Raw genomic sequence first — 23,104 nt, 5'->3', positions numbered from 1 at the left:
GCGCGGCAGCGGGCGCCGGTCGCGTGCACGGGTGGGCGCACGCGACCGGGCCTGTCATGCGTCGGACTGCGCGTAGTCCGACAGCGGCGGGCAGGTGCAGATCAGGTTGCGGTCGCCCGCCACGTTGTCCACCCGCGCCACCGGCGGCCAGTACTTGTCGCGATCCACCGATTCGCTCGGGAAGAAGGCGGCGCGCCGGCTGTAGGGCCGCGTCCATTCATCCGCGATCAGCAGGTCGTGGGTGTGCGGCGCGTGCTTGAGCAGGTTGTTTTCGCGGTCGGCACGGCCGGTCTCGATGTCGGCGATTTCGGCGCGGATGGCGATCATCGCGTCGCAGAAACGGTCGATTTCGGCTCGGTTCTCGCTCTCGGTCGGCTCGATCATCAGCGTGCCGGCCACCGGGAAGGACACCGTCGGTGCGTGGAAGCCGTAGTCCATCAGCCGCTTGGCCACGTCCTCCACGGTGACGCCGCTGGCGTCCTTCAGCGGCCGCAGATCGACGATGCACTCGTGCGCGACCCGGCCGTGCTTGCCGGTGTAGAGCACCGGATAGTGCGGCGCGAGTTTCTGCGCGATGTAGTTGGCATTCAGGATCGCCACCTGGGTCGCGCGCTTCAGGCCGGCCGCGCCCATCAGCGCGATATAGGCCCACACGATGGGCAGGATGCTGGCCGAGCCCCAGGGCGCGGCGGACACCGCGCCGATGGTGCCGGCCGGACCGGCCACCGGGTTCACGCCCTGCACCACCGGATGGTCCGGCAGGAAGGGCGCGAGGTGCGGCGCCACGCCGATCGGGCCCATGCCCGGGCCGCCGCCGCCGTGCGGAATGCAGAAGGTCTTGTGCAGGTTCAGGTGACACACGTCGAAGCCGATGTCACCCGGCCGCACCAGACCCACCATGGCGTTCATGTTGGCGCCATCCATATAGACCTGGCCGCCGTGCGCGTGGATGAGCGCGCAGATGTCGCGCACGCCTTCCTCGAACACGCCGTGGGTGGACGGGTAGGTCATCATCAGCGCGGCCAGACGGTCGGCGTGCTGTGCCGCCTTCGCCTTCAGGTCGGCGAAGTCGACATTGCCCAGCGTGTCGCAGGCGACCACGATGACGTCCATGCCGGCCAGCACCGCGCTTGCCGGATTGGTGCCGTGCGCCGAGGCCGGGATCAGGCACACGTTGCGGTGACCTTCGCCGCGCGTCTGGTGGTATTTGCGGATCACCAGCAGGCCGGCGTACTCGCCCTGCGAGCCGGCATTCGGCTGGAAGGACATCGCGGCGAAGCCGGTGATTTCGCACAGCCGCTCTTCCAGCTCCTCGAACAGCTGCTGGTAGCCCTGCGCCTGTTCCAGCGGCACGAAGGGGTGCAGTGCCGCGAACAGGCGGTAAGTGACCGGCGTCATTTCGGTGGTCGAATTCAGCTTCATCGTGCACGAGCCGAGCGGAATCATCGAGCGGTCGAGTGCGATGTCGCGCGCGGCCAGCCGGCGCATGTAGCGCATCATTTCGGTTTCCGAGTGATAGCGCTGGAATACCGGATGCGTAAGGATGGCCGATTCGCGGCGCAGCCCGGCCGGAATGCAGCCGGCCACCAGCGTGTCCATCTCGGCCAGGTCGAGCACGTTGTCGGCGCGGGTGGCGAAGCAGCCGAGCAGGCGCTTCAGTTCGCTGCGGCGTGACGTTTCGTCGAAGGCGGCCGACAGGCGGTCGGCGTCGATCACGTGCATGTTGAAGCCGGCTTCGCGCGCCCGTGCCGCGATGCGGCGGGCGATGCCCGGCACGCGCACCTGCACGGTGTCGAAGAAGGCGTCGTGCACCACCTCGAAACCGAGGTCGCGCAGGCCCTGCGCGAACAGCACCGCCATCCGGTGCACCCGCTCGGCAATCGTGCGCAGGCCCTTGGGGCCGTGATACACCGCATAGAAGGAGGCGATCACCGCCAGCAGCACCTGCGCGGTGCAGATATTGCTGTTCGCCTTTTCGCGGCGGATGTGCTGTTCGCGCGTCTGCAGCGCCATGCGCAGCGCCGGCTTGCCCTGCGCGTCGGTCGATACGCCGATGATGCGGCCCGGCATCTGCCGTTTGTGTTCGTCGCGGCAGGCGAAGAAGGCGGCGTGCGGGCCGCCGTAACCCATCGGTACGCCGAAGCGCTGGGCGCTGCCGAACACCATGTCGGCGCTCGCGTCGCCCATCGCACCCGGTTCTTTCAGCAGCACCAGCGCCAGCGGGTCGGCCGCCACCGCGGACAGCGCACCGGCGGCGCGCGCCGCGGCGATCACCGGCGACGGATCGCGCAGGCGGCCGCTCGAGCCCGGATAGCTCACCAGTACGCCGAAGTATTCACCGTCGATGTCGGCCCACGGGTCACCGACCACCACCTCGATGCCCAGCGGTTCGGCGCGGGTGCGCACCACGGCCAGCGTCTGCGGATGGGTGTCGGCATCGACGATGAAGCGCGGCGTCTTCACCTTCGAAATGCGGTGCGCCATGGTCATCGCCTCGGCCGCGGCGGTGGCTTCGTCCAGCAGCGAGGCATTGGCCACCGGCAGGCCGGTCAGGTCGATCACCATCTGCTGGAAGTTCAGCAGCGCTTCCAGCCGGCCCTGTGAAATCTCCGCCTGGTAGGGCGTGTAGGCGGTGTACCAGCTCGGGTTCTCAAGCACGTTGCGCTTGATGACATTGGGCGTGATGGTGTCGTAGTAGCCCATGCCGATCAGGCTGGTGTGCAGTTCGTTGCGCGCGAACATGCGGCGCAGCGCGTCATCGACCACGCGTTCGGAACGCGGCGCCGGCAGGTTGAGCGGCGCGTCGAGCTGGATGTCGGCGGGAATGGTCTGGGCGATCAGTTCGTCCAGGCTGGCGACGTCGAGTGCGGCCAGCATGACGGCCAGGTCGCGTTCGTCGGGGCCGATGTGGCGACGGATGAAGTCGCCGCGGTCTTCCAGCGCTTCGAGGGAGGGACGCTTGTCCATGGTTCAACAGTCCTTTCCGGGCCGCTTTTGGCGTGCCCTGTTTGAAGGTACCGGTCCGGTGTCATGTCGACGTCGTGACCGGAGTCGAGGTTCAGCGTGTGAAGCTGTCTGTTCGTAATTCTTTCTGCGTATCTATCGGCAATAACGGTTGGGTACGAATGGAAATGAGGCGAGTGCGGCCGCCACCTTCTGGCCGCGCGAATCGATGAACAGCGGCGTACCGGCATTTTTCGCGGCGCGGTCTATCGACGCCATCGCGATCGGCCGGCCCAGCGTCGGGCTGTGGTTGCCGCTGGTGATGACGCCCAGTTCGCGGCCGTCGGCATCGACGATCTTCGCGCCCGCGCGCTGCGGCGCGCGACCTTCCGGCAGCAGGCCCACGCGCACCTTCGCCGGCGGGGCGGCGAATTCGGCCAGGATGATGTCCGCGCCGGGAAAGCCGCCGGCGCGCAGGCCGCCGTTGCGGCGCGCCGGGGCGACCGCCCAGCCTATCGATGCCGTCACCGGCGTCGTGCCCTCGTCGATGTCGTTGCCGTACAGGCACATGCCGGCTTCCAGCCGCAGCGTGTCGCGCGCGCCCAGACCGATCCAGCGCACGTCCGGATGCGCCAGCAGGCGCTCAGCGAAGGCGGGTGCGGCAGCGGCCGGCAGCGAAATTTCGAAGCCGTCCTCGCCGGTGTAGCCGGAGCGGCTGAGCCGCAGCCCGCCGGCAACCGCATCCGGGTACTCGCGCACGTCGAGAAAGCGCAGGCAGGCAACATCGGCCAGCGGCTGCAGCACCGCTTCGGCCTGCGGGCCCTGCAGCGCCAGCAGCGCACGGTCTTCATGCAGCGTCACGCTGCAGCCGGCGCCCGGCGGGTGGGCGGCGAACTGCGCCTGCACCTGCGCCAGACGGGCGGCGTTGCACACCACATGAAAAACCGGCCCGACCTTCTGGATCATCAGGTCGTCGATGATGCCGCCGGCGTCGTTGGGCAGCAGCGCATAGGTCTGGCGGCCGTCAGGCAGCGCGACCAGGTCAGCGGTGGTGAGTGATTCCAGCCAGGCGCAGGCACCGGGGCCGGACACTTCGATCTGCCCCATGTGGGACACGTCGAACAGGCCGGCGTGGGCGCGGGTGTGGAGATGTTCCTGCAGGATGCCCAGGGCGTACTGGATGGGCATGTCCCAGCCGGCGAAGGCGACCATTTTGGCGCCGCCGGCGAGATGCAGCGGGTGGAGCGGGGTGCGGCGCAGCGCCGCGGTGTTCGGGGTGTCCATCTTCGGAATCCTTTCCAGCGCTGCAGCCGGAGGGTGACCGGTGAAGCGCGTTGTGCCGGCGCGCCGGGTGGGCGGGCCGAGGGCGCGCATGATGCCATGCAATAGACCATGAAATCGCAAGGCGGTGATGTCCCTGTTGCGTCAGGGCGACGCCGCCGCTGTGCCGGCTGCCGGGACAGCCGGGCGCCAGCGAGCGCGGCGCGGGCGATCCAGGTCAAGCCGCTGACGCACTGCGTCACGGTACAATCGCGGCTTCTTTGAGGGGATGGACACATGGATATCGAACAGGCGCGCTTCAATATGGTTGAACAGCAGATCCGGCCGTGGGATGTGCTGGAGCAGGACGTGCTCGACCTGCTGTTCGTCGTGAAGCGCGAAACCTTCGTGCCGGCGCCGCTGCGCCAGCTCGCCTTCGTCGATACCGCGATTCCGCTGGCTCAGGGCGCCGCCATGCTCGAACCCAAGATCGAGGCGCGCGTGCTGCAGGAGCTGAAGCTGAAGAGCACCGACACCGTGCTCGAAATCGGTACCGGTTCCGGCTACATGGCGGCCCTGCTCGGCGCCCGCGCCAGCCAGGTCACGACGGTGGAGATCGAGCCGGCGCTGGCTGAAACCGCTCGCCAGAATCTGGCCGCCGCCGGTGCGCTGAACGTGCGGGTCGAGGTGGGTGATGGCGCTCAGGGCTGGCCGACGCACGCACCCTATGATGCGATCGCGGTGTCCGGCGCGCTGCCGGTGCTGCCGCAGGAACTGGTTGCCCAGCTGCGTCCGGGTGGCCGCCTGATCGCCTTCATCGGCGAGGCGCCGGTCATGAACTGCGTGCTGGTGAAGCTCAATGCCGACGGCACCCAGTCGCAGGAAACGCTGTTTGAAACGGTGGTACCGACGCTGCGCAACGCGCGCGGTGGCCAGCGTTTCGTGTTCTGAGGGCGACGCCATGCAGCAGTTGTCGGTCACCGACCTGGCCGCCTGGCTTGCCGACGGCAGCCGTGAACAGCCCCAGGTGCTGGATGTGCGCGAAGAGCAGGAATGGGCCATCTGCCGCATCGAAGGCAGCCGGCTCATGCCGATGAACACGGTGCCGTCGCGGGCACAGGATCTCGACCCGGACCGGCCGCTGGTGTGCGTCTGCCACCACGGCGGCCGCTCGATGCAGGTGGCCATCTTTCTCGAGCGCAACGGTTTTCCCGACGTGTACAACCTGAGCGGCGGCGTCGATGCCTGGGCGCTTGAGGTTGATCCGAAGATGGCGCGCTACTGACCCGACCGCGGCGACCGGATATGCGTGTTCCGAAAAGGGCTTTCGTGCTGGCGCTGGCGGTCTGCCTGTCGCCCGCGGTGCCGGCGGCTGACAGCCTGCTCGACGTGGCGCGCGCCGCGCTGGCGAACGATGCCCAGTTCCAGGGCGCACGCGCGCAGCGTGAGGCCGGCGCCGAAAAGCTGCCGCAGGCGCGTGCCGGCCTGCTGCCCAGCGTCACGCTGAATGGCACCACCCAGTGGAATGATGTCGAGGTAAGGGCGCCGGTCGATCGCACTACCCAGTACAACTCGCACAACTTCGGCGTGCAGCTCACTCAGCCGCTGTTCCGCTGGGGCAACTGGGTGCAGTTCGAACAGGGCAAGCTGCAGGTGGCGGCCGCCGACGCCCAGCTCGCGCTGGCGCGGCAGGACGTGCTGCTGCGTGCTGCCCAGGCCTACTTCGATCTGCTTTACGCGCAGGACGTGCTCACTTCCATCGTCGCGCAGAAGACCGCCGCTGCCGAACAGCTTGAGCTGGCGCGGCGCAGCTTCGAAGTGGGTACGGTCACCATTACCGACGTGCACGAGGCGCAGTCGCGCTTCGATCTCGCCGGGGCGCAGGAAATCGCGGCGCGCAGTGACATCGAGGTGAAGCGGCACGCGCTGGCGGTGATTACCGGCCGGGTGCCGGACGCACTGCGCGGCCTGCGGCCGGACGTGACCGTGTCGCTGCCGCAGCCGGCCCGCATGGAAGACTGGGTCGAGCGCGCGCAGACCGAAAGCCTGTCGGTGCTGGCGCAGCAGGCCAATCAGGAAATCGCCCGGCGCGAAATCGAGCGCCAGCGCGCCGGTCATTACCCCTCGGTCGATCTGGTGGCCACCTACGGCCAGAACAAGACGGTGATCACCTTCGCCGGCGCGCCGCTGAACAACGAAACCACCACCGGCACCGTGGGCGTGCAGGTGTCGGTGCCGCTGTTCCAGGGTTTCGGGCAGGAGTCGCGCGTGCGCGAGTCGGCGCATCTGCTCGACCGCGCCAGCGCCGATCTGGATTTCGCGCGCCGCACCGCGGCGCTGCAGGCGCGCCAGGCCTGGCTGGGCGTGGCCAACGGCATCGCCCAGACCGCCGCGCTGCGGGCCGCACAGGTGTCGTCTCAGTCCTCGCTCGACGCCAACAGGCTGGGGTACGAGGTCGGTGTGCGCATCAACATCGACGTGCTGAATGCCCAGCAGCAGCTCTACCTGACCCGCCGCGATCTGGCGAAGGCGCGTTACGACACGCTGCTGGCGCAGCTGCGGCTCAAGGCCGCAGCCGGCCAGCTGGCCGAGCCCGAAATCGAGGCGGTGAACGGCCTGCTCGAATAGCGCTGTTCGCTGATCGCCGGCCTCAGCCCAGCGCCGCGATCACTTCGGGCGGCGCCTGCACCAGTTCGATCAGCACGCCTTCGCCGCTGAGCGGGAAGTCGCCATTGCCCTTGGGGTGGATGAACACGATGTCGTGACCGGCCGCGCCGCGGCGGATGCCGCCCGGCGTGAAGCGCATGCCCTGCGCGGTCAGCCATTCGACCGCCGTCGGCAGGTCGTCCACCCACAGGCCGATATGGTTCAGCGGCGGTTCGTCGACGCGCGGCTTCTTCGCAGGATCCAGCGGCTGCATCAGGTCCACCTCGACCCGGTGCGCACCGCTGCCCAGCACCGCGATGTCCTCGACCACGTTTTCGCGCTCCGAGGTGAAATCGCCTTCCAGACCGAGGCCGAACAGATCCACCCACAGGCGGCGCAGCTTCATCCGGTCCGGACCGCCGATGGCGATCTGCTGCAGGCCGAGGATGCGGAAAGGACGGCTCATGGATTCACTCCTGTAGTGCGACGGTAGGACCGGATCATCATCACGATGCCGGCGGCGATCATGGGCAGGCTCAGCCACTGGCCCATCGACAGTCCGCCGGCCAGCAGGCCGAGGAAGTCGTCCGGCTCGCGGCCGAATTCGGCCAGGAAACGGAAGCCGCCGTAGCCGATCAGGAACATTGCGCTGACCGCGGCCAGCGGGCGCGGCCGGCGGGAGAACCACCATAGCAGCACGAACAGCCCCAGCCCTTCGCCGGCGAACTGGTAGAGCTGTGACGGGTGTCGCGGCAGCATGTCCACGGTCGGGAAAATCATGGCCCAGGGCACGTCGGTCACCCGGCCCACCAGTTCTGCGTTCAGGAAGTTGCCGATGCGGCCGGCGGCCAGACCCAGCGGCACCAGTGGTGCGATGAAGTCGGTCAGCTGGAAGAAACGCCAGCCGGCCTGGCGCGCGAACAGTGCCGCGGCCACCAGCACGCCGATGAAGCCGCCGTGGAAGCTCATGCCGCCGGACCAGATGGCCGGGATTTCGGTCCAGTGCTCAAGGAAGTAGCCCGGCTTGTAGAACAGCACATAGCCCAGCCGGCCGCCCAGCACCACGCCCAGCACGCCGTAGAACAGCAGGTCGTCGATCTGCTTCGCGTCCAGCGTGGCCACGCCCTGTGCCGCCAGCCGCTTCGCATGGGCGCGGCCCAGCAGCATGAAGGCGATGAAGGCGACCAGATACATGAGCCCGTACCAGCGCACGGCCAGCGGGCCGAGTTCGAAGGCGATCGGGGAAATGGTGGGGTGGATCAGGTAATCGTGTACGGGCACGGCGGGCAGGGCAGGCAGAGCCTGAAGTTGGAACACCAGCCGGACAGTTTACCGTCAAGCCGTCGGCCGGGTCGCTCAGCCGTTGCAGGGGATGGAAAACCGCTCGTCCATCAAGGCCTTGCGCCGTACCCGGAAGTGCTCCAGTTCCGGAATGCTCAGTGGCTGGCGGGTGGCGGCGTCGATCTGGCGCACGGTTTCGTCGATCGCCGCGCAGCGGGCGTCGTGCGTTCGGGCCGGTGATGCGGCCGCGCTGCGCACCGGCTGGCTGGCCTCATGGCGGGCACGCTCCGCCTGTACCTGCGCCAGCTGGTCGGCGTAGCTGCGGTCCGGCGACAGGCCGGCCGAGGCAGGTGCTACGGCCAGTGCTTCCGCCTGCGTGCCGCAGGGATGGTCCGCATAGACGGTGCGGCCGTTCTCGCGACACTTGTAGATGCCGCCGGGCGCCGGACCGGTTGTGGCGAAGTCGCGTCCTGCGGGTCGTTCCGTGAGCCGTGCGTCCGGCTTCGCGTGCGGCGTCGGCGTGTGGATGGCCCGAGGCGGCGCAACGCGCGTGTCTTCCGCCGGGGCGTCCGGGTGTGGCGCAACCGGCGCGGGTGCCAGCAGCCTGCCCAGGCCGGCCAGCCCGCCGCCCACGATGAGCAGTGCGCCGGCCAGCGACAGTGCCGACAGCAGCGGGCTTTTTTCCTGCGCAGGGGTGCGGCGTGTCATGGCGGACTCCTTGTGGGAATCCGCCGATGTTAGAACCCTGTCATCGACATCCGGGCCATCATCGTCCGTATGGACGAGCGGTTCAGCCCCGCGCCCCGAACAGCGCGGTGCCTACCCGGACGATGGTTGCACCTTCCGCGATGGCGGCTTCCAGGTCCTGCGACATGCCCATGGACAGCGTGTCCAGCCGGTGGCCGCGTGCGTTCAGGTCGTCTTTCAGCTGCCGTAAATGGGCAAAACGGCGGCGCTGGAGGGCGACATCATCGGTCGGTTCGGGTATCGCCATCAGGCCGCGCAGCATGAGGCGGGGCAGCGAGGCCACCGCGTCGGCCAGCGCCGGCAATGCATCGGGCTCGACGCCGCTTTTCGAGTCCTCGCCGCTTACGTTCACCTGCAGGCAGATGTTCAGCGGCGGCCGCTGCGGGTCGCGCTGTTCCGACAGCCGGGCGGCGATCTTCTCGCGGTCTATCGAATGCACCCAGTCGAAGCAGCCGGCCACCGGCCGCGTCTTGTTGCTCTGGATCGGGCCGATGAAATGCCATTCCAGCTCAAGACCGGCCGCTTCCAGCCGTTGAGCCTTGTCGCATCCTTCCTGCACGTAGTTTTCGCCGAAGGCGCGCTGCCCGGCTGCATGGGCGGCGATGATGTCGGCGTCCGGCTTGGTCTTGCTCACCGCCAGCAGCGTGATGCCGGCGGGGTCGCGCCCGCAGGCCCGGGCGGCTTGTTCGATACGGTGCCGAATTGCTTGCAGGTTGTCTGAAATGCTCATCATAATGCCCTGAATTTCTTCGAATTATAGGCGGGGTCCGGCGTCGCCAGAGCCGGGCCCTGCTGCTTGCCCAACGTTTCCGAGGTCTCCATGGACATCACCGAACTGCTCGCGTTTTCCGTCAAGAACAAGGCGTCCGATCTTCACCTGTCCGCCGGTCTGCCGCCGATGATCCGGGTGCATGGCGACGTGCGCCGGATCAATCTGCCGCCGATGGAGCACAAGGACGTGCACGGCATGATCTACGACATCATGAACGACACCCAGCGCAAGGTGTATGAGGAGCACCTGGAGTGTGACTTCTCGTTCGCGGTGCCCAATCTGGCGCGTTTCCGGGTCAATGCCTTCGTGCAGAACCGCGGTGCCGGCGCGGTGTTCCGGACCATTCCGTCCAAGGTGCTCACGCTGGAGGACCTGAAGGCGCCGAAGATTTTCCAGGACATCGCGAACACGCCGCGCGGCATCGTGCTGGTGACCGGCCCGACCGGCTCCGGCAAGTCGACCACGCTGGCGGCCATGGTCGATTACATCAACGAGAACGAGTACGGCCACATCCTGACCGTAGAGGACCCGATCGAATTCGTGCACGAATCGAAGCGCTGCCTGATCAATCAGCGCGAGGTCGGCCCGCACACGCTCAGTTTTTCGAACGCGCTGCGCTCGGCGCTGCGGGAAGATCCGGACGTGATCCTGGTCGGTGAAATGCGCGATCTCGAAACCATACGACTGGCGCTCACCGCGGCCGAAACCGGCCACCTGGTGTTCGGCACGCTGCACACCTCGAGCGCCGCGAAAACCATCGACCGTATCGTCGATGTGTTCCCGGCCGAGGAGAAAGAAATGGTGCGGGCCATGCTGTCTGAATCGCTGCGTGCGGTCATTTCGCAGACCCTGCTGAAGACCAAGGACGGCAACGGCCGGGTGGCGGCGCACGAAATCATGGTCGGCTCGCCGGCCATCCGCAACCTGATCCGCGAGAACAAGATCGCGCAGATGTATTCCGCCATCCAGACGGGCCAGAGCATGGGCATGCAGACGCTGGACCAGAACCTGCAGGAACTGGTGCGCCGCAACGTCATTGCGCCGGCCGAAGCCCGCACCCGCGCGCAAAACAAGGACATGTTCGCAGGCTGAGGCCGGGCCGTCCCGCTACACTGAAGAACTTCGACGCGGAGAGCGCAGATGGAAAGAGATCAGGCCCTCAAATTCATGTACGACCTGCTGCGCCTGATGGTGACCAAGCGCGGGTCTGACCTGTTCGTGACCGCAGGCTTCCCGCCGGCGATCAAGGTCGATGGCCGCATCGTGCCGCAGTCCAATCAGTCGCTGACGCCGCAGCACACGGCCGAACTGGCGCGCGCCATCATGAACGACCGGCAGGCGGCCGAATTCGAGGCGACCAAGGAGTGCAATTTCGCGATCTCGCCGGCCGGCATTGGCCGTTTCCGGGTCAATACCTTCGTGCAGCAGGGCAAGATAGGCTGCATCCTGCGCACCATCAACGCCAAGATTCCGACGCTGGATGAGCTGAACCTGCCGACCGTGCTGAAAGACGTTGCGATGACCAAGCGCGGCCTGGTCATCTTCGTTGGCGGCACCGGCACCGGCAAGACCACCTCGCTGGCGGCGCTGGTGGATTGGCGCAACACCCACAGCTACGGCCACATCATCACGATCGAGGACCCGATCGAGTATGTGCACGACCACAAGAACTGCGTGGTGACGCAGCGCGAGGTCGGGCTCGATACCGCCGACTGGGAAATCGCGCTGAAGAACACGCTGCGTCAGGCGCCGGACGTCATCCTGATGGGTGAAATCCGCGATCGCGAAACGATGGAGCACGCGATCCAGTTTGCTGAAACAGGCCACCTCTGCCTGGCCACGCTGCACGCGAACAGTTCCAACCAGGCGATCGACCGCATCATCAACTTCTTCCCGGAAAACAAGCGGGAACAGCTGCTGATGGACCTGTCGCTGAACCTGCGGGCGATGATTTCGCAGCGTCTGGTGCCGCTGAAGGAAGGCAAGGGCCGGGCGGCCGCGATCGAGGTGATGCTGAATTCGCCGCTGATCTCCGACCACATCTTCAAAGGCAATATCGGCGAGATCAAGGACGTGATGAAGCGCTCGCGCGAACTGGGCATGCAGACCTTCGATCAGGCGCTGTTCGACCTGTACGAAGCCGGCCGCATCAATTACGAGGACGCGCTGCGCAACGCCGATTCGGTCAACGATCTGCGCCTGCAGATCAAGCTCAACAGCAAGGAAGCGCAGGACCGCAATCTGAACACCAGCGGGCTGGATCTGGTGTGAAGGCTGACCGCTGACCTAGGGCTGCGGACGGCGGATCGCACGGGCCGCATCGCGGCGGGGGCGCCGCTCCCACAAGATCCGGCCCCGTCGCTCCGACAGTTGCTGTGGGAGCGGCGCCCCCGCCGCGATTCAGTCCTTGAAACGCATGAGGTAGCTGCCGCTTCCGCTGATCTGATTCAGCGCACCACCAGCACCGAACACGGCGCGTGGTGCAGCACGTTGGTGCTGACCGAACCCATCACGATGCGCTTGGCCAGATTCAGGCCGCGGGTGCCGAGGATGATGAGATCGGCCTTCTGTTCGACCGCTTCGTCGATCAGCGCGTCCGCCGGTTCGCCCATCATGAGCTTGGTCTGAACGGTACGACCGGCTGCAGCCAGCTCCTTGGCCACCTTCTGCAGTGCATCGCGCGCGGCATCGATTTCCGACTGGTCCACTTCGATCGCCGTGCCGCGTATGCCCAGCGCCGGGCCGCGCACGACCGACACCAGAATCGCGTCGACCGGACCGTTCAGCAGTTTCAGCTGATCCACCGCCTTATGGGCGTGTGCCGAACCGTCATAAGCCACCACTACCTTCATCGTGCTCTCCTCCGGTTGCATGAGCCGCGCACCTGCGCGGCTCATGCATTATTCGTAGCCGTCATGCCACCCGGCAATGCTCAGGAAGGAGTAATCCCTATTGGGTATGGGGTCTTTGTGATCCGACCGGCAGCCGCTCAGCAGCCGCACTGGCGGATGACCGGGCGCACCGCGAGCAGCTCCAGCGTCTCGTCGATGCCGAGACCGGATTCGAGCAGTGCGGCCCCGTCGAAGCACCACGACAGATCGGTGTTCGGTTCCAGCACCGCTTCGCCGGTGTGGCTGTCGAACACTTCGTGCAGCCAGAAGTTGTGTTCGCTGCGGCTGCGGACCTGGTAGCGCTTGGCGCTCATGTCACCTGGTCCGGGTGCAGTGCGCGATAGCGCAGCCAGGCCAGCCAGCCGACCACCACGAAAGCGGCCATGCCGGCCGCCAGATGCAGCGGTTCGCCCCACAGCAGCGGCACCACCAGACCGGCGGCCGCGGTATTGGTAAGCGACTGCACGAAAGCCTGGCAGGACGACACCATGCCGCGCGCCCGCGGGAACAGCTCCAGCGCCAGCAGCGACAGTATGGGCATGGCCAGCGCCTGGCCGATGTTGTACAGGGCGACCGGCAGTACCGCCCACGGCAGGCTGGCCGGCATCAGCAGGTTCATCGCCACATTGATCAGCGCGGCCGCCAGCATGACGGTGTAGGCGATCTTCAGCTGGCGCTGCGGCGCCATTCTGCCGGCCAGCCGGCGCGCCAGCCAGGAGCCGGTCATCATGCCGGCTACGGTCGGGCCGAACAGCCAGGCGAAACCCTGCGGTGACACGCCCAGGTGTTCCATCAGGAAGGTGGGCGCCGACATCACGTACAGGAAGAAGCCGGCGAAATTCATCGACACCGCGACCACCAGCGCCTGCAGCGCCGGGTGGGCGTACATGTGTGCGTAGTCGCGCGCCAGTTTCACCGGGTGCAGGCTGCGCCGGTGGTCCGGGTCCAGCGTTTCCGGCAGCCGGGCCAGACACACCACCCACATCAGGGCCGAATAGGCCGCCAGGAACCAGAACACCGCACGCCAGCCGGACAGCGCGAACACCCAGCCACCGATGATGGGTGCGGCCGCCGGCGCCAGCGCGAACAGCAGCTGTATCGTGCTCATCAGCCGCTGCGCCTGGGCGCCGTCGAACAGATCGCGCACGATGGCGCGGCCGACCACCATGCCGGCGCCGGCGCACATGCCCTGCAGCGCGCGGGCGATCCACAGGTGTTCGATCTGTGTCGCCAGCGCGCAGCCGACCGAGGTCAGGAAGAACATGACCAGCGACCACAGCACCACCCGTCGCCGGCCGAGTGCGTCGGCCAGCGCGCCGTGCCACAGCGTCATCAGCGCGAAGAAGCCGAGGTAGATGGTGAGCGACTGCTGCACCTGCACCTTGGTCGCGCCCAGTTCGGCAGCGATGGCCGGGAAGGCCGGCAGATAGGTGTCGATCGCGAACGGACCGATGGCGGACAGCGCCGCCAGCAGCATGGCGAGGCTGCGGGGCGAGCGACTCACTGTGGCGTGGCGGCCGGGGCGATCACCGGCGGCGGCGCAGCGCGCTCGGCATCCGGCACATCGACCACCCGCACTTCGCTGACGAAGTACTGGGTTTCGCCGAAGCAGTCGGTGGGCACGCCGATGTGCTGTTCGTAGTGCAGCGACACCCGCTGACCCATGCTTTCGTTCAGCTTGCGGGCCACCTCCGGGTCGCGCACCGAGAACTCGAATTTCTCGGTCAGCGTGCCTGGCATGGTGACCATGGCCAGTTCGCCTTCCCAGGTCTTGCACACCCAGCCCTTGTTGGAGAACTTCTGCACGTAGCCGGCGCGCTCGCCGGTGGAATAGCTCCAGTTCAGCACGACCCAGGTGTAGCCGCCGAACAGCGCGATCAGCAGGGCGAGGACGGAAACGATGCGCATGCCGTTCTCCGGATTCTTACAGGCCGAGACGCTGCCAGATGGTGGAGGTGAGCCCGGCCTGGTTCAGCGTGTAGAAGTGCAGGCCCGGCGCACCGCCGGCCAGCAGCCGTTCGCACAGCGTGGTGACCACGTCCAGGCCATAGGCCTTGACCGAGGCGGCGTCGTCGCCGAAGCCTTCGAACTTGCGCTGCATCCAGCGCGGGATTTCGGCACCGCAGGCTTCCGAGAAGCGCGCGATCTTCGAGAAGTTGGCGATCGGCATGATGCCCGGGTAGATCGGCGCATCGACGCCCATCGCGCGCGCGTCGTCGACGAAGGCGAAGTAGGCGTCGGTGTTGTAGAAGTACTGGGTGATGGCCGAGTCTGCGCCGGCCTTCATCTTGCGCACGAAGGCCTGCAGGTCCTTGGCGGCGCTGCGCGCCTGCGGATGCACTTCCGGGTAGGCCGCCACCTCGATGTGGAACCAGTCGCCGGTCTCCTGACGCACGAATTCGACCAGTTCGTTGGCGTAGCGGAAGTCGCCCGGGTCGACCACGCCCGAGGGCAGGTCGCCGCGCAGGGCCACCATGTGGTGGATGCCTTCTTCCTTGTAGCGCTCCAGCGTCTGCCGGAGGTTGTCGCGGGTCGAGCCGATGCAGGACAGGTGGGGCGCCGCGTTCAGGCCTTCGGCCTTCATTTCGAGCACGGTTTCCAGCGTGCGGTCGCGCGTGGTGCCGCCGGCGCCATAGGTGACCGAGAAGAAGGACGGGTTCAGCTGGCGCAGCTGGCGGCGGGTGGCGCGCAGCTTTTCCGCCCCCTCTTCGGTGGCCGGCGGGAAGAATTCGACGCTGCAGATGCGCGTGTTCGTGTCAGTCATGGTGTCCGGTCGCGTCGCGCCGGGCCGCGTGCATGAAGAACTCGCGGTTGCCGTCGCCGCCCTTGATCGGGCTGTCGAAGTAATCCAGTACGCTCAGGCGGTTCGCGTCGGCGAACGCGCGCATGCGCACCTCCAGGGCCGGGTATTGTGCCGCATCGCGCACGATGCCGCCTTTCCCGAGTGCGTCCGGCCCCAGTTCGAACTGCGGTTTCACCAGCGTGAGCACCTGCCCGCCGGGCGCCAGCAGCGCTGGCCACTGCGGCAGCAGCAGCGTCAGTGAAATGAAGCTGGCGTCGCACACGATGAGGTCGAAGCCGCCCGCCGCACTATGTATACCGAGCGCAGCGGCATCCAGCGCGCGCGCATTCAGGTGCTCGATGCACACCACGCGCGGATCACCGCGCAGCCGCGGGTCCAGCTGGCCGTGGCCGACCTCGACACCGACCACGCGCGCGGCACCGTGCTGTATCAGGCAATCGGTGAAGCCGCCGGTGCTCTGGCCGACGTCCAGGCAGGTCAGGCCGGTGACATCCAGCCCGGCCCGGTCGAGCGCGCCGGCCAGCTTCAGCCCGCCGCGCGACACGTAGCGGTCCTCGTCCGACAGCTCGACCTGCAGTTCGGCGCTGTCCGGAACGTCCTGCGACGCTTTGCTGACCACGGTCCAGCCGGCGGCCGATGCGACCCGCACCCGTCCGGCCGCGATCAGCGTCTGGGCGACGGTGCGGGAACGGGCAAGGTTGCGGGCGACGAGTATCTGGTCAGCTCTCATGGGCGGATGAGCGATGGAAGAGCGCGGATGAAAACCGAGAATGGCCGCGGTCGCAAGCGCGGATGCGATTTTCTGCCGGGGAAGGGGCCGTATGGATGCCGGTGGGCGGCGCTTTCGTCGCGAGTGCAGTCTGGAAACGGCGACAGCGCGGGAACCGGCACCTCGTCGTGGCGAGTGCGCACGGTCTTCGCCTGATCATCGAACAGCCGGCCGGGTACTTCGGTCGAAAACGTGAATTTTTCACACTTTCTGCTCGGCGCGCCTCAAGACCGGGCGGGTCAGCGTCGTTAAACGGTTCGAAGCTGAAAAAGGCAAACCCGTCGAAAGGCGGGGACGCAAAGTCACCGGTCTAATCCGCGCATGCGCGGGATGACGGCGGGACCGCCACTGACCCTCCCGAGGGCGCGGATACCTCCACCGGTGAACCACCGAATTGACCGGCCGGAGTTCCAACGATGATCGCCCTGAATCGCCTCTCTCCCCACTGCCAGAGCCTGCTGTGCGCGCTTGCGCTGTCTGCCGCGATGCCCGTGTCAGCGGCGCTGCCGGTGCAGGCAACCGCCCCGGTAGTGCTGCAGCCGCTGCCTGCCCGCGATGCGGAAGGTGGCATGTGGGCGGTCAGGCTCGATCTGTCCCGGCTCAAGGCCGCCCGCGCTGGCGAGGTGTTCCGCCTCGCGCTGCCCGACGGCCGCACGCTGGATCTGGTGTATGACTCGACGCTGGGTGGCCCGGAGGGCACGCAGTGGATAGGTCACCACGCGGCCGGTCGCCAGTACGCCGTGCGGCTGCGCATCGACGGTGCGCTGGCGGCGGGCGTCATCCGCACGCCGGAGGGCGGTTTCGTGCTCGGCCACGTCGATGGCGTACAGATGATGGGGCCTGACCTGTCGGTAGCCGCTGGCCCGCTCGAACTCGACACCCTGCCGTCCATGTTCGCGCCGGCCGACACGGTGCTGCCGTCAACGACTGCGCGTACCGGCCGCGAAGTGGCTGCGGTCCAGCCGCCGGCAGACGTGGCTCACCCGGTCGCTTTCAATCTGGTGGCGCTGTCGGCGCTGGAGCCGGGCGACGAAGTGGCGCTGTCCATTCCGGAGCACGGCGATTACCGCGTCCGCTATGACCGCACCGACGCAGGTGCGGCTGACACCAGCACCTGGGTTGGCCATCTGAAGGATTACGGCAGCGAGTTCCGCGTCATCATCACGTCCGGCCCGAACGGCAGCATGGGCAACATCCTGACCCCGTCCGGCGAACTGATGCTGGTCGAGACCGGCGGCCGCCAGTGGCTGGTCGATCCGCTGCGCTCCGGTCTGTCGCAGTTTGAATCCGAGCACGCCGATTCGGTTGGCGAAGAGGTGCATGGCACCGCAGCAGGCGGCGTGAGCGCCGCCGCCGGAGCCACGACCACCGCATCGGCCACCACCGCTGGTGCCGTGGCCGATGCCAGCGCCACCCAGATCGACCTGCTGGTGCTGTACACGCCGGGTTTCAAGAAGAAGTACGGCACTGGCTACACCACCCGTATTGCCCAGCTGGTGGCACTGGCCAATCAGGCCTATGTAGACAGTGGCGTGCCGATCCGTCTGCGTCTGGTGGGTTCCGAACAGGTGACGGACAGCGACACCACCACCAATTCCAATACCCTGACCGCGCTTGCCCGCGCCACCGGCGCATACAAGACGGTGCCGACGCTGCGCAAGAAGTACGGCGCCGATCTGGTGACCGTGGTGCGCCCCTTCTACATGAGCGCTCAGGGCGGTAGCTGCGGCGTCGGCTATGTCGGCGGTTACAACGGCAGCAATATGGCCGGCTATGCCGGTTACGCCTATTCGGTGGTGAGCGACGGCCGCGACATGGCCGGCACCAGTTATTACTGTACCGACTACACCTTCACCCACGAGCTGGGCCACAACATGGGCCTGATGCACGACCGAGATACGGTGGCGCGCCAGGGCGGCGGTCAGGGCAGCTATCCCTATGCCTTCGGCTACGGCCGCAGCGGCAGCTTTGGCACCATCATGAGCTACATCTCGCCGGTGATCGGCCGCTTTTCCAACCCCGAGCTGACTACCTGTGCCAGCAACGCATGCGGCGTCGCCACGACCGAGCCCACGGCTGCGCACAATGCGCTGGCGCTGATCAACAACCGTACCGCGGTGTCGAACTGGACCACGACTGTTGTCCCGACCAGCTATCAGGTGTCCGGCACGATCTCCCGTGCCGGCCGTCCGCTGGCCAACGTTGCTCTGAGCGCCAGCAATGGCGCCAGCTGCACCGCCAGCGGCAGCACCGGCGCCTACGCCTGCACCGTGCCCTGGGGCTGGAGCGGCACCATCACGCCGCAGGTTCAGGCCAGCGTGACGCCGGGTGTGCTGTCCTTCAGCAACGTGACCGTGGCCCAGACGAAGAAGAACTTCATCGTGCGCTGACCGCATGGCCGCGTCCGGCCACCGGGCGCGGTTACCATAGCGCCCTGCGGCCCGGGGTCGGGCCTTTCAACTGGACGGGGCAGTCATGCGGATCACTTTCATCGGCGGCGGCAATATGGCCAGCGCGCTGATCGGCGGCATGTTGAAGCGCGGCGCGCAGGCGTCGGAAATTGCGGTGGTTGAACTGCTGGCCGAAGGCCGCGAGCGCCTGGTGCGTGATTTCGGTGTGCGGGCGATCGAGTCGCTCGATGCGCAGGCGGCCGACTGCGACCTGCTGGTGCTGTCGGTCAAGCCGCAGCAGATGCGCGAGGTGTGCGCTGGCATCGCGCCCCACATGAAGCGGCAGACGGTGCTGAGCATTGCCGCCGGTCTGCGTGCTGCCGATATCGGTCGCTGGCTGGGCGGCCACACCCGCATGGTGCGTGCGATGCCGAATACGCCGGCGCTGATCGGCCAGGGCGTGACCGGCCTGTACGCCGATGCGTCGCTGGGTGCGGCCGAACGCGCCCAGGCTGAACAGGTGCTGAGTGCGGTCGGCAGCGTGGTGTGGGTGGATGACGAAACGCTGATCGACGCGGTCACCGCGGTGTCCGGCAGCGGTCCGGCCTATGTGTTCTATTTCATCGAAGCGCTGGTGCGCGGCGGCGAGGCGCTCGGTCTGAGCGCAGACCAGGCGCGCGAACTGGCCATCGCCACCTTCACCGGCGCCTCGGCGCTGGCAGCGCAGAGCCCGGAGTCGCCGGCCACGCTGCGCGAGCGGGTCACCTCCAAGGGTGGCACCACCGAAGCGGCGCTGAAGTCCATGAATGCTGACGCGGTCAATGAAGCCATCGTGCGCGCGCTGGCGGCGGCGGCGGCGCGCGGCGCTGAACTGGGCGACCAGCTCGGCGCTGCATGAACGCTGGACGCGACGCACTGTCTTTCACGCGATATCCCTTCGGACACCCCCTCGCCACGCACCCATGCTGACCGATCTCGTCCTGCTCGTACTCAATGCCGTCGCCAGTTTCGTCACCACCCTGCTGCTCGCCCGCTTCTACATGCAGTGGGCACGGGTGAGCTTTCGCAACCAGCTGGGGGCTTTCGTGATCCAGACCACCGACTGGGCGGTGCTGCCGGCGCGTCGCGTGGTACCGGCGCTGTTCGGGCTGGACACGGCGACGCTGGTGGTGGCCTGGCTGATCCAGGTGGCGCTCATTCTGGTCGGCGCGCTGCTCCATGGCAGCATCGGTGCTGACGGGCTGATTCCGCTGGCGCTGCTGCGCGGCGTGATCGAAATTGCCCGCCTTTCGGTGTGGTTCCTGATGATCGTGCTCATCATTTCGGCGGTGATGAGCTGGGTGTCGCCGGGCAATCCGCTCGGCAGCATGATGAATGCGCTCACTCGCCCCTTCCTGCAGCCGATACAGCGCGTGATGCCGCCGATCGCCAATGTCGATCTGTCGCCGCTGGTGCTCATCCTGCTGCTGCAGGTACTGCTCTATCTGATCGAGGCCTTTTCGCGCCAGCTGTTCGGGCTGCTGTTCTGAGCCAGCCGCCGGCGGCGACAGGCCGCCGCAGCGTGCATCACACGCTCAGATCGACCTGGCTCACCGTGCCGGTGCTGCCGTCCTCGCGCAGATAGACGCTGGTCGCGCGCATTTCGCCCAGCGTTTCGTTGGCGGCATTGCGCAGGCTGAACGGGGTGTCGACCCGGCCGAGGTAGAAGGCGCCGGCATTGGCCTCCTTCATCGTGAGCAGGGTGCCGGCGCCCTCCGCGTCCGGCCGCCACAGGCGCAGTCTCGCGAACGCGCTGTCCGCCTCGTCCAGCCAGCCGTTGCCGTCCTCGTCCAGCGCTGCCAGTTCTTCAAAGCCTTTACCGGTGGTCGGGCCGAACAGTTCGCGGCCGTCATCGATGCGGCCGTTGCCGTTGCGGTCGAAGGCCAGCATGCCGCGGCCGCCTGCCAGCGGCACCTGCTCCTTGATGCCGTCGGCGTCGAGGTCGAAGGCGAAGCGCACATCGGACAGCGCCGCCGCCGGGCCGGCGAAATCCAGCATCAGCGGATCCTTGAGCAGTGCGTCGCCGGCGCGGAAGGATGCGCTGACCGTGGTGCTGAAGCTGCGTGACATTTCAAGATCGAGCTTGAACGCGATGTCGCGCCCGTCCGCGGTACGCACCCGTCCTTCGGCAGCGAAGGTGGTGGTTTCCGATTCGCTGTACTCGGCCCGGTAGTCGTATTCGATGCCCCAGCCGACGCGCTGCTGAGCGGCCGCCTGCGGTCCGCCGGATGCGGAGGCGGACCCGCCCCCGGCCGGCGCCTCCAGTGCGGCGGCGTCGAACAGCCTTATCCGGTGCCCGGTTATCCGCTCAATCATCTGGATGAGCAGTGACAGCCGCGGATCATTGCGTATCGCGTCCTCCAGGCTGTCAGGCGAGGCAGCGGCGTCGGCCTGCTGCGCTGCCACCGCCTCGGCGGACAGCGTCACGCGCGGCGCGCCCGAGGCCGGTGCATCGCCGGCGGCCGCGGGGCGGCGGTTGCCGGTCCACGCTTCGAGTCGTTCAGAAATGACCTGCCGCTGCGACTCGGCATGGCTGGATTCGAGCTGTACTGTGCTGGTGGCGACCTTCACGGTTCTGTGCCTCCATGTGTTGTCTGACCTCGGGGCCACCCGGAAAGTGAAGCGCGCGCACGTGCCCACGTGCGGACAAGCGATGCGGAGGTGGTTCTCCTGGCCATCGGGCATCGACGGTCGGGCGGCTTGGCGGCGCGTGGCCTGACAGGGCAGTCGGGCCGGCGCGTCGCACCCTGGAGGGCCAGGGCTGCAGCCGCGCGTGCGCTTCACTTTCCGGGCGGATGTCCAGGTTTACGTCGCGGAAGCGGGTGTTCCGCAGGGTTGAGGCTGTAGAAAAACCCCTCCCACCCCACCGCCGTCCACATGCCGTCGTTATGATTGCGCATCGCCTCCCCGGAGCCTTGCGATGCCGCGATTCAAGACGCCTGACTACGGCCTGAAGCTCATCCCGGTCGATTTCGCGCAGCAGGTGCTGCCCGGCACCTTCGAGTTCGCGCTCTGCCACCTGGTCGACAGCGAACTCGATCTCTCCACGCTCCGCGCCCGCTATGCCAACGATGCCGGGGGTGCCCCGGCCTTCGATCCGGCGGTGCTGCTCAAGATCGTGCTGCTCGGGTACTCGCGCGGGCTGATCAGTTCGCGCGCCATCGCCACCTCCTGCCGCCACAACGTGCTGTTCATGGCCGTCTCCGGCGACAGCGCGCCGCACTTCACCACCGTCGCCCACTTCATCAGCCATCTGGGCGATGAGGCCCGCGCGCTCTTCACCCAGGTACTGCTCGTGTGCGACCGCCAGGGGCTGATCGGGCGCGAGCTCTTCGCCATCGACGGCGTGAAGCTGCCGTCGAATGCATCCAAGGCCAAGAGCGGCACCCGTGCCGACTTCGAGCGCGAAGCCGCAAAGATGGAAGCGGCCGTGCAGCGCATGATCACCGAGCAGAAGGCCCGCGATGTCGCAGTGAGCGACGACGAGGCCGCCCGCGCACAGCGCACCCGCGAGCGCTTGAGCCACGAAGCAGCCAAGATCCGCGACTGGCTCACCCGCAATCCGGCTGACCGACGCGGCGCCAAGGGCGCGGTGCGCCTCTCCAACCGCACCGACAACGACTCGGCCAAGATGGCCACCGCCAAGGGCGTGGTCCAGGGCTATACCGGGGTGGCCACGGTCGATGCCGCCCACCAGATCGTGGTCGATGCGCAGGCGCACGGCACCGGGTCGGAACAGGAACTGCTGCTGCCGGTGATCGACGCCAGCAGCGCACAGCGCAGGCCCGACACCGCGATCTGCGCGGATGCGGGCTATCACTCCGAGAAGAACCTCGCCGGACTGGAGCGCCGGAACGTTCCCGCCTGGGTGTGCGACAACGGCTACCGGCAGCGCGACCCGAGATACGCCGACCAGGCCAGGCACAAGGCGAAACCCGATCCGCTGTGGGACAAGAGCGAGAAGGCAAAGGACGCGCGCACTGCTCGCAAGAACATGCGCTACGCCAACACCGACTTCACCGAAGCGGAAGACCGCAGCCACTGCCTCTGCCCGGCGGGCAAGCGGCTGTATCGCAACGGCGGCGAGTGCACGATCAACGGCTACGCCGCCACCAAGTACACCGGCGCCGCACGCGACTGCGTGCCGTGCGAGCAGCGCAGCCGCTGCCTGCGCACGCCGGAGAAGACCAAGGTGCGTCAGGTCGCCTTCTTCCGCGGCAAGCGCGACGGCGTCGAATCACACACCGAGCGGATGAAGCGGCGCATCGATTCCAGCGAGGGCAAGCGGATGATCGCCGCCCGCTTCGCCACGGTAGAGCCGGTGTTCGGCAACCTGCGGCACAACAAGCGGCTCGCCCGCTTCACGCTGCGTGGGCGCACAAAAGTGGATGGGCAGTGGAAGCTGTACTGCCTGGTGCACAACATCGAAAAGCTCGGGCACCACGGCTACGCAAATTAGGTAAGCTCGCGGTCGGGCCACGACGCCGGCATTGCGCCGATCAAGGGCCACGGCTGAGGTCAGGAGACGACGATGAAACGAAGATTGCGGAGCTGAAATGAGGA

General features: G+C 67.3%; 22 protein-coding genes and 1 riboswitch. Of the genes, 9 read left to right on the top strand and 13 right to left on the bottom strand.

What is annotated here, in order from left to right; all coding sequences use genetic code 11:
* Positions 1-54: 54 nt before the first annotated feature.
* On the bottom strand, positions 55-2,967 hold the full coding sequence (gene gcvP / locus METUNV2_RS0117660) for an aminomethyl-transferring glycine dehydrogenase (RefSeq protein ID WP_018230803.1): 2,913 nt from the start codon (positions 2,965-2,967) through the stop codon (positions 55-57).
* 132 nt (positions 2,968-3,099) lie between these two features.
* Positions 3,100-4,227 (bottom strand): glycine cleavage system aminomethyltransferase GcvT, encoded by a 1,128-nt coding sequence (gene gcvT, locus METUNV2_RS0117655; RefSeq protein ID WP_018230802.1) that lies wholly within the window; start codon positions 4,225-4,227, stop codon positions 3,100-3,102.
* Positions 4,228-4,500: 273 nt separating this feature from the next.
* Here gcvT and METUNV2_RS0117650 point away from each other — a divergent pair, with 273 nt between their 5' ends.
* The 3 genes from METUNV2_RS0117650 to METUNV2_RS0117640 are packed head-to-tail and all read left to right on the top strand — an operon-like array spanning position 4,501 to position 6,831.
* A complete protein-coding gene (locus METUNV2_RS0117650; RefSeq protein WP_018230801.1) occupies positions 4,501-5,154 on the top strand; it encodes a protein-L-isoaspartate O-methyltransferase family protein in 654 nt (217 codons plus the stop codon).
* A gap of 10 nt (positions 5,155-5,164) precedes the next feature.
* Positions 5,165-5,488, top strand: a complete 324-nt coding sequence (locus tag METUNV2_RS0117645; RefSeq protein ID WP_018230800.1) for a rhodanese-like domain-containing protein — start codon at positions 5,165-5,167, stop codon at positions 5,486-5,488.
* A 20-nt stretch (positions 5,489-5,508) separates the two neighbouring features.
* Complete coding sequence (locus tag METUNV2_RS0117640) at positions 5,509-6,831, top strand: TolC family outer membrane protein (protein WP_026188262.1); 1,323 nt, start codon at positions 5,509-5,511, stop codon at positions 6,829-6,831.
* Between the two features lie 22 nt (positions 6,832-6,853).
* Here the strand turns inward: METUNV2_RS0117640 and METUNV2_RS0117635 are convergent, their stop codons facing one another.
* From METUNV2_RS0117635 to METUNV2_RS0117620, 4 genes are all read right to left on the bottom strand, one after another.
* Positions 6,854-7,315, bottom strand: coding sequence for a VOC family protein (locus METUNV2_RS0117635; RefSeq protein WP_018230798.1), 462 nt, complete (start codon positions 7,313-7,315; stop codon positions 6,854-6,856).
* Positions 7,312-8,130 carry a prolipoprotein diacylglyceryl transferase gene (gene lgt, locus METUNV2_RS0117630; RefSeq protein ID WP_018230797.1) on the bottom strand — a complete coding sequence of 273 codons (819 nt, stop codon included), beginning with the start codon at positions 8,128-8,130 and terminating at the stop codon, positions 7,312-7,314. Before lgt ends, METUNV2_RS0117635 begins: the two co-directional genes overlap by 4 nt.
* 75 nt (positions 8,131-8,205) lie before the next feature.
* Positions 8,206-8,838, bottom strand: a complete 633-nt coding sequence (locus tag METUNV2_RS0117625) for a DUF4124 domain-containing protein (protein WP_018230796.1) — start codon at positions 8,836-8,838, stop codon at positions 8,206-8,208.
* Between the two features lie 82 nt (positions 8,839-8,920).
* Positions 8,921-9,610 (bottom strand): YggS family pyridoxal phosphate-dependent enzyme, encoded by a 690-nt coding sequence (locus tag METUNV2_RS0117620; RefSeq protein WP_018230795.1) that lies wholly within the window; start codon positions 9,608-9,610, stop codon positions 8,921-8,923.
* A gap of 87 nt (positions 9,611-9,697) precedes the next feature.
* On the opposite strand from METUNV2_RS0117620, the gene METUNV2_RS0117615 reads away from it, so the two are divergent.
* Positions 9,698-10,741, top strand: coding sequence for a type IV pilus twitching motility protein PilT (locus METUNV2_RS0117615; protein ID WP_018230793.1), 1,044 nt, complete (start codon positions 9,698-9,700; stop codon positions 10,739-10,741).
* A gap of 48 nt (positions 10,742-10,789) precedes the next feature.
* Entirely contained in the window at positions 10,790-11,920 is a 1,131-nt protein-coding gene (locus METUNV2_RS0117610) for a PilT/PilU family type 4a pilus ATPase (RefSeq protein WP_018230792.1), read from the top strand.
* 176 nt (positions 11,921-12,096) lie between these two features.
* On the opposite strand, the gene METUNV2_RS0117605 is transcribed toward METUNV2_RS0117610, so the two are convergent.
* From METUNV2_RS0117605 to METUNV2_RS0117580, 6 genes are all read right to left on the bottom strand, one after another.
* A complete protein-coding gene (locus METUNV2_RS0117605; RefSeq protein WP_018230791.1) occupies positions 12,097-12,501 on the bottom strand; it encodes a universal stress protein in 405 nt (134 codons plus the stop codon).
* Between the two features lie 137 nt (positions 12,502-12,638).
* Positions 12,639-12,854, bottom strand: a complete 216-nt coding sequence (locus METUNV2_RS0117600) for a hypothetical protein (RefSeq protein WP_018230790.1) — start codon at positions 12,852-12,854, stop codon at positions 12,639-12,641.
* Positions 12,851-14,044: a multidrug effflux MFS transporter gene (locus METUNV2_RS0117595; protein WP_026188261.1), complete on the bottom strand. Its 1,194-nt coding sequence runs from the start codon at positions 14,042-14,044 to the stop codon at positions 12,851-12,853. The genes METUNV2_RS0117600 and METUNV2_RS0117595 overlap by 4 nt, the downstream gene beginning before the upstream one ends.
* Entirely contained in the window at positions 14,041-14,448 is a 408-nt protein-coding gene (locus tag METUNV2_RS0117590) for a hypothetical protein (protein ID WP_018230788.1), read from the bottom strand. Before METUNV2_RS0117590 ends, METUNV2_RS0117595 begins: the two co-directional genes overlap by 4 nt.
* A 16-nt stretch (positions 14,449-14,464) precedes the next feature.
* A complete protein-coding gene (metF, locus tag METUNV2_RS0117585) occupies positions 14,465-15,304 on the bottom strand; it encodes a methylenetetrahydrofolate reductase [NAD(P)H] (RefSeq protein WP_018230787.1) in 840 nt (279 codons plus the stop codon).
* Complete coding sequence (locus METUNV2_RS0117580; protein ID WP_018230786.1) at positions 15,297-16,073, bottom strand: TlyA family RNA methyltransferase; 777 nt, start codon at positions 16,071-16,073, stop codon at positions 15,297-15,299. The genes metF and METUNV2_RS0117580 overlap by 8 nt, the downstream gene beginning before the upstream one ends.
* 300 nt (positions 16,074-16,373) lie before the next feature.
* Positions 16,374-16,462: riboswitch (cyclic di-GMP riboswitch) on the top strand.
* 66 nt (positions 16,463-16,528) lie between these two features.
* Here METUNV2_RS0117580 and METUNV2_RS0117575 point away from each other — a divergent pair.
* The 3 genes from METUNV2_RS0117575 (at position 16,529) to METUNV2_RS0117565 (ending at position 20,031) form a co-directional block, all read left to right on the top strand.
* Positions 16,529-18,502, top strand: coding sequence for a reprolysin-like metallopeptidase (locus tag METUNV2_RS0117575; protein WP_018230785.1), 1,974 nt, complete (start codon positions 16,529-16,531; stop codon positions 18,500-18,502).
* Between the two features lie 85 nt (positions 18,503-18,587).
* Positions 18,588-19,400: a pyrroline-5-carboxylate reductase gene (gene proC / locus METUNV2_RS0117570; RefSeq protein WP_018230784.1), complete on the top strand. Its 813-nt coding sequence runs from the start codon at positions 18,588-18,590 to the stop codon at positions 19,398-19,400.
* A 64-nt stretch (positions 19,401-19,464) separates the two neighbouring features.
* Entirely contained in the window at positions 19,465-20,031 is a 567-nt protein-coding gene (locus METUNV2_RS0117565; protein ID WP_018230783.1) for a YggT family protein, read from the top strand.
* 37 nt (positions 20,032-20,068) lie between these two features.
* On the opposite strand, the gene METUNV2_RS0117560 is transcribed toward METUNV2_RS0117565, so the two are convergent.
* On the bottom strand, positions 20,069-21,112 hold the full coding sequence (locus METUNV2_RS0117560; protein WP_018230782.1) for a hypothetical protein: 1,044 nt from the start codon (positions 21,110-21,112) through the stop codon (positions 20,069-20,071).
* Between the two features lie 349 nt (positions 21,113-21,461).
* Here METUNV2_RS0117560 and METUNV2_RS0117555 point away from each other — a divergent pair, with 349 nt between their 5' ends.
* On the top strand, positions 21,462-23,000 hold the full coding sequence (locus METUNV2_RS0117555; protein WP_018227530.1) for a transposase: 1,539 nt from the start codon (positions 21,462-21,464) through the stop codon (positions 22,998-23,000).
* Positions 23,001-23,104 lie beyond the last annotated feature (104 nt).

Source organism: Methyloversatilis universalis EHg5 (assembly GCF_000378945.1).
GTDB classification, from domain to species: domain Bacteria; phylum Pseudomonadota; class Gammaproteobacteria; order Burkholderiales; family Rhodocyclaceae; genus Methyloversatilis; species Methyloversatilis universalis_A.
The sequence above is the reverse complement of the archived record's forward strand: the minus strand, read 5'-3'. Positions and strand labels throughout refer to the sequence as shown.

Excerpts from the sequence above, each read along its gene's own strand:
- METUNV2_RS0117575 (WP_018230785.1), top strand. The coding sequence starts at position 16,529 with ATGATCGCCCTGAATCGCCTCTCTCCCCACTGCCAGAGCCTGCTGTGC.
- METUNV2_RS0117605 (WP_018230791.1), bottom strand. The coding sequence starts at position 12,501 with ATGAAGGTAGTGGTGGCTTATGACGGTTCGGCACACGCCCATAAGGCG.
- METUNV2_RS0117620 (WP_018230795.1), bottom strand. The coding sequence starts at position 9,610 with ATGATGAGCATTTCAGACAACCTGCAAGCAATTCGGCACCGTATCGAA.
- gcvP (WP_018230803.1), bottom strand. The coding sequence starts at position 2,967 with ATGGACAAGCGTCCCTCCCTCGAAGCGCTGGAAGACCGCGGCGACTTC.
- METUNV2_RS0117610 (WP_018230792.1), top strand. The coding sequence starts at position 10,790 with ATGGAAAGAGATCAGGCCCTCAAATTCATGTACGACCTGCTGCGCCTG.
- METUNV2_RS0117645 (WP_018230800.1), top strand. The coding sequence starts at position 5,165 with ATGCAGCAGTTGTCGGTCACCGACCTGGCCGCCTGGCTTGCCGACGGC.
- METUNV2_RS0117600 (WP_018230790.1), bottom strand. The coding sequence starts at position 12,854 with ATGAGCGCCAAGCGCTACCAGGTCCGCAGCCGCAGCGAACACAACTTC.
- METUNV2_RS0117640 (WP_026188262.1), top strand. The coding sequence starts at position 5,509 with ATGCGTGTTCCGAAAAGGGCTTTCGTGCTGGCGCTGGCGGTCTGCCTG.
- METUNV2_RS0117555 (WP_018227530.1), top strand. The coding sequence starts at position 21,462 with ATGCCGCGATTCAAGACGCCTGACTACGGCCTGAAGCTCATCCCGGTC.
- METUNV2_RS0117590 (WP_018230788.1), bottom strand. The coding sequence starts at position 14,448 with ATGCGCATCGTTTCCGTCCTCGCCCTGCTGATCGCGCTGTTCGGCGGC.
- METUNV2_RS0117565 (WP_018230783.1), top strand. The coding sequence starts at position 19,465 with ATGCTGACCGATCTCGTCCTGCTCGTACTCAATGCCGTCGCCAGTTTC.
- METUNV2_RS0117580 (WP_018230786.1), bottom strand. The coding sequence starts at position 16,073 with ATGAGAGCTGACCAGATACTCGTCGCCCGCAACCTTGCCCGTTCCCGC.
- METUNV2_RS0117625 (WP_018230796.1), bottom strand. The coding sequence starts at position 8,838 with ATGACACGCCGCACCCCTGCGCAGGAAAAAAGCCCGCTGCTGTCGGCA.
- gcvT (WP_018230802.1), bottom strand. The coding sequence starts at position 4,227 with ATGGACACCCCGAACACCGCGGCGCTGCGCCGCACCCCGCTCCACCCG.
- METUNV2_RS0117650 (WP_018230801.1), top strand. The coding sequence starts at position 4,501 with ATGGATATCGAACAGGCGCGCTTCAATATGGTTGAACAGCAGATCCGG.
- METUNV2_RS0117635 (WP_018230798.1), bottom strand. The coding sequence starts at position 7,315 with ATGAGCCGTCCTTTCCGCATCCTCGGCCTGCAGCAGATCGCCATCGGC.
- metF (WP_018230787.1), bottom strand. The coding sequence starts at position 15,304 with ATGACTGACACGAACACGCGCATCTGCAGCGTCGAATTCTTCCCGCCG.
- proC (WP_018230784.1), top strand. The coding sequence starts at position 18,588 with ATGCGGATCACTTTCATCGGCGGCGGCAATATGGCCAGCGCGCTGATC.
- METUNV2_RS0117615 (WP_018230793.1), top strand. The coding sequence starts at position 9,698 with ATGGACATCACCGAACTGCTCGCGTTTTCCGTCAAGAACAAGGCGTCC.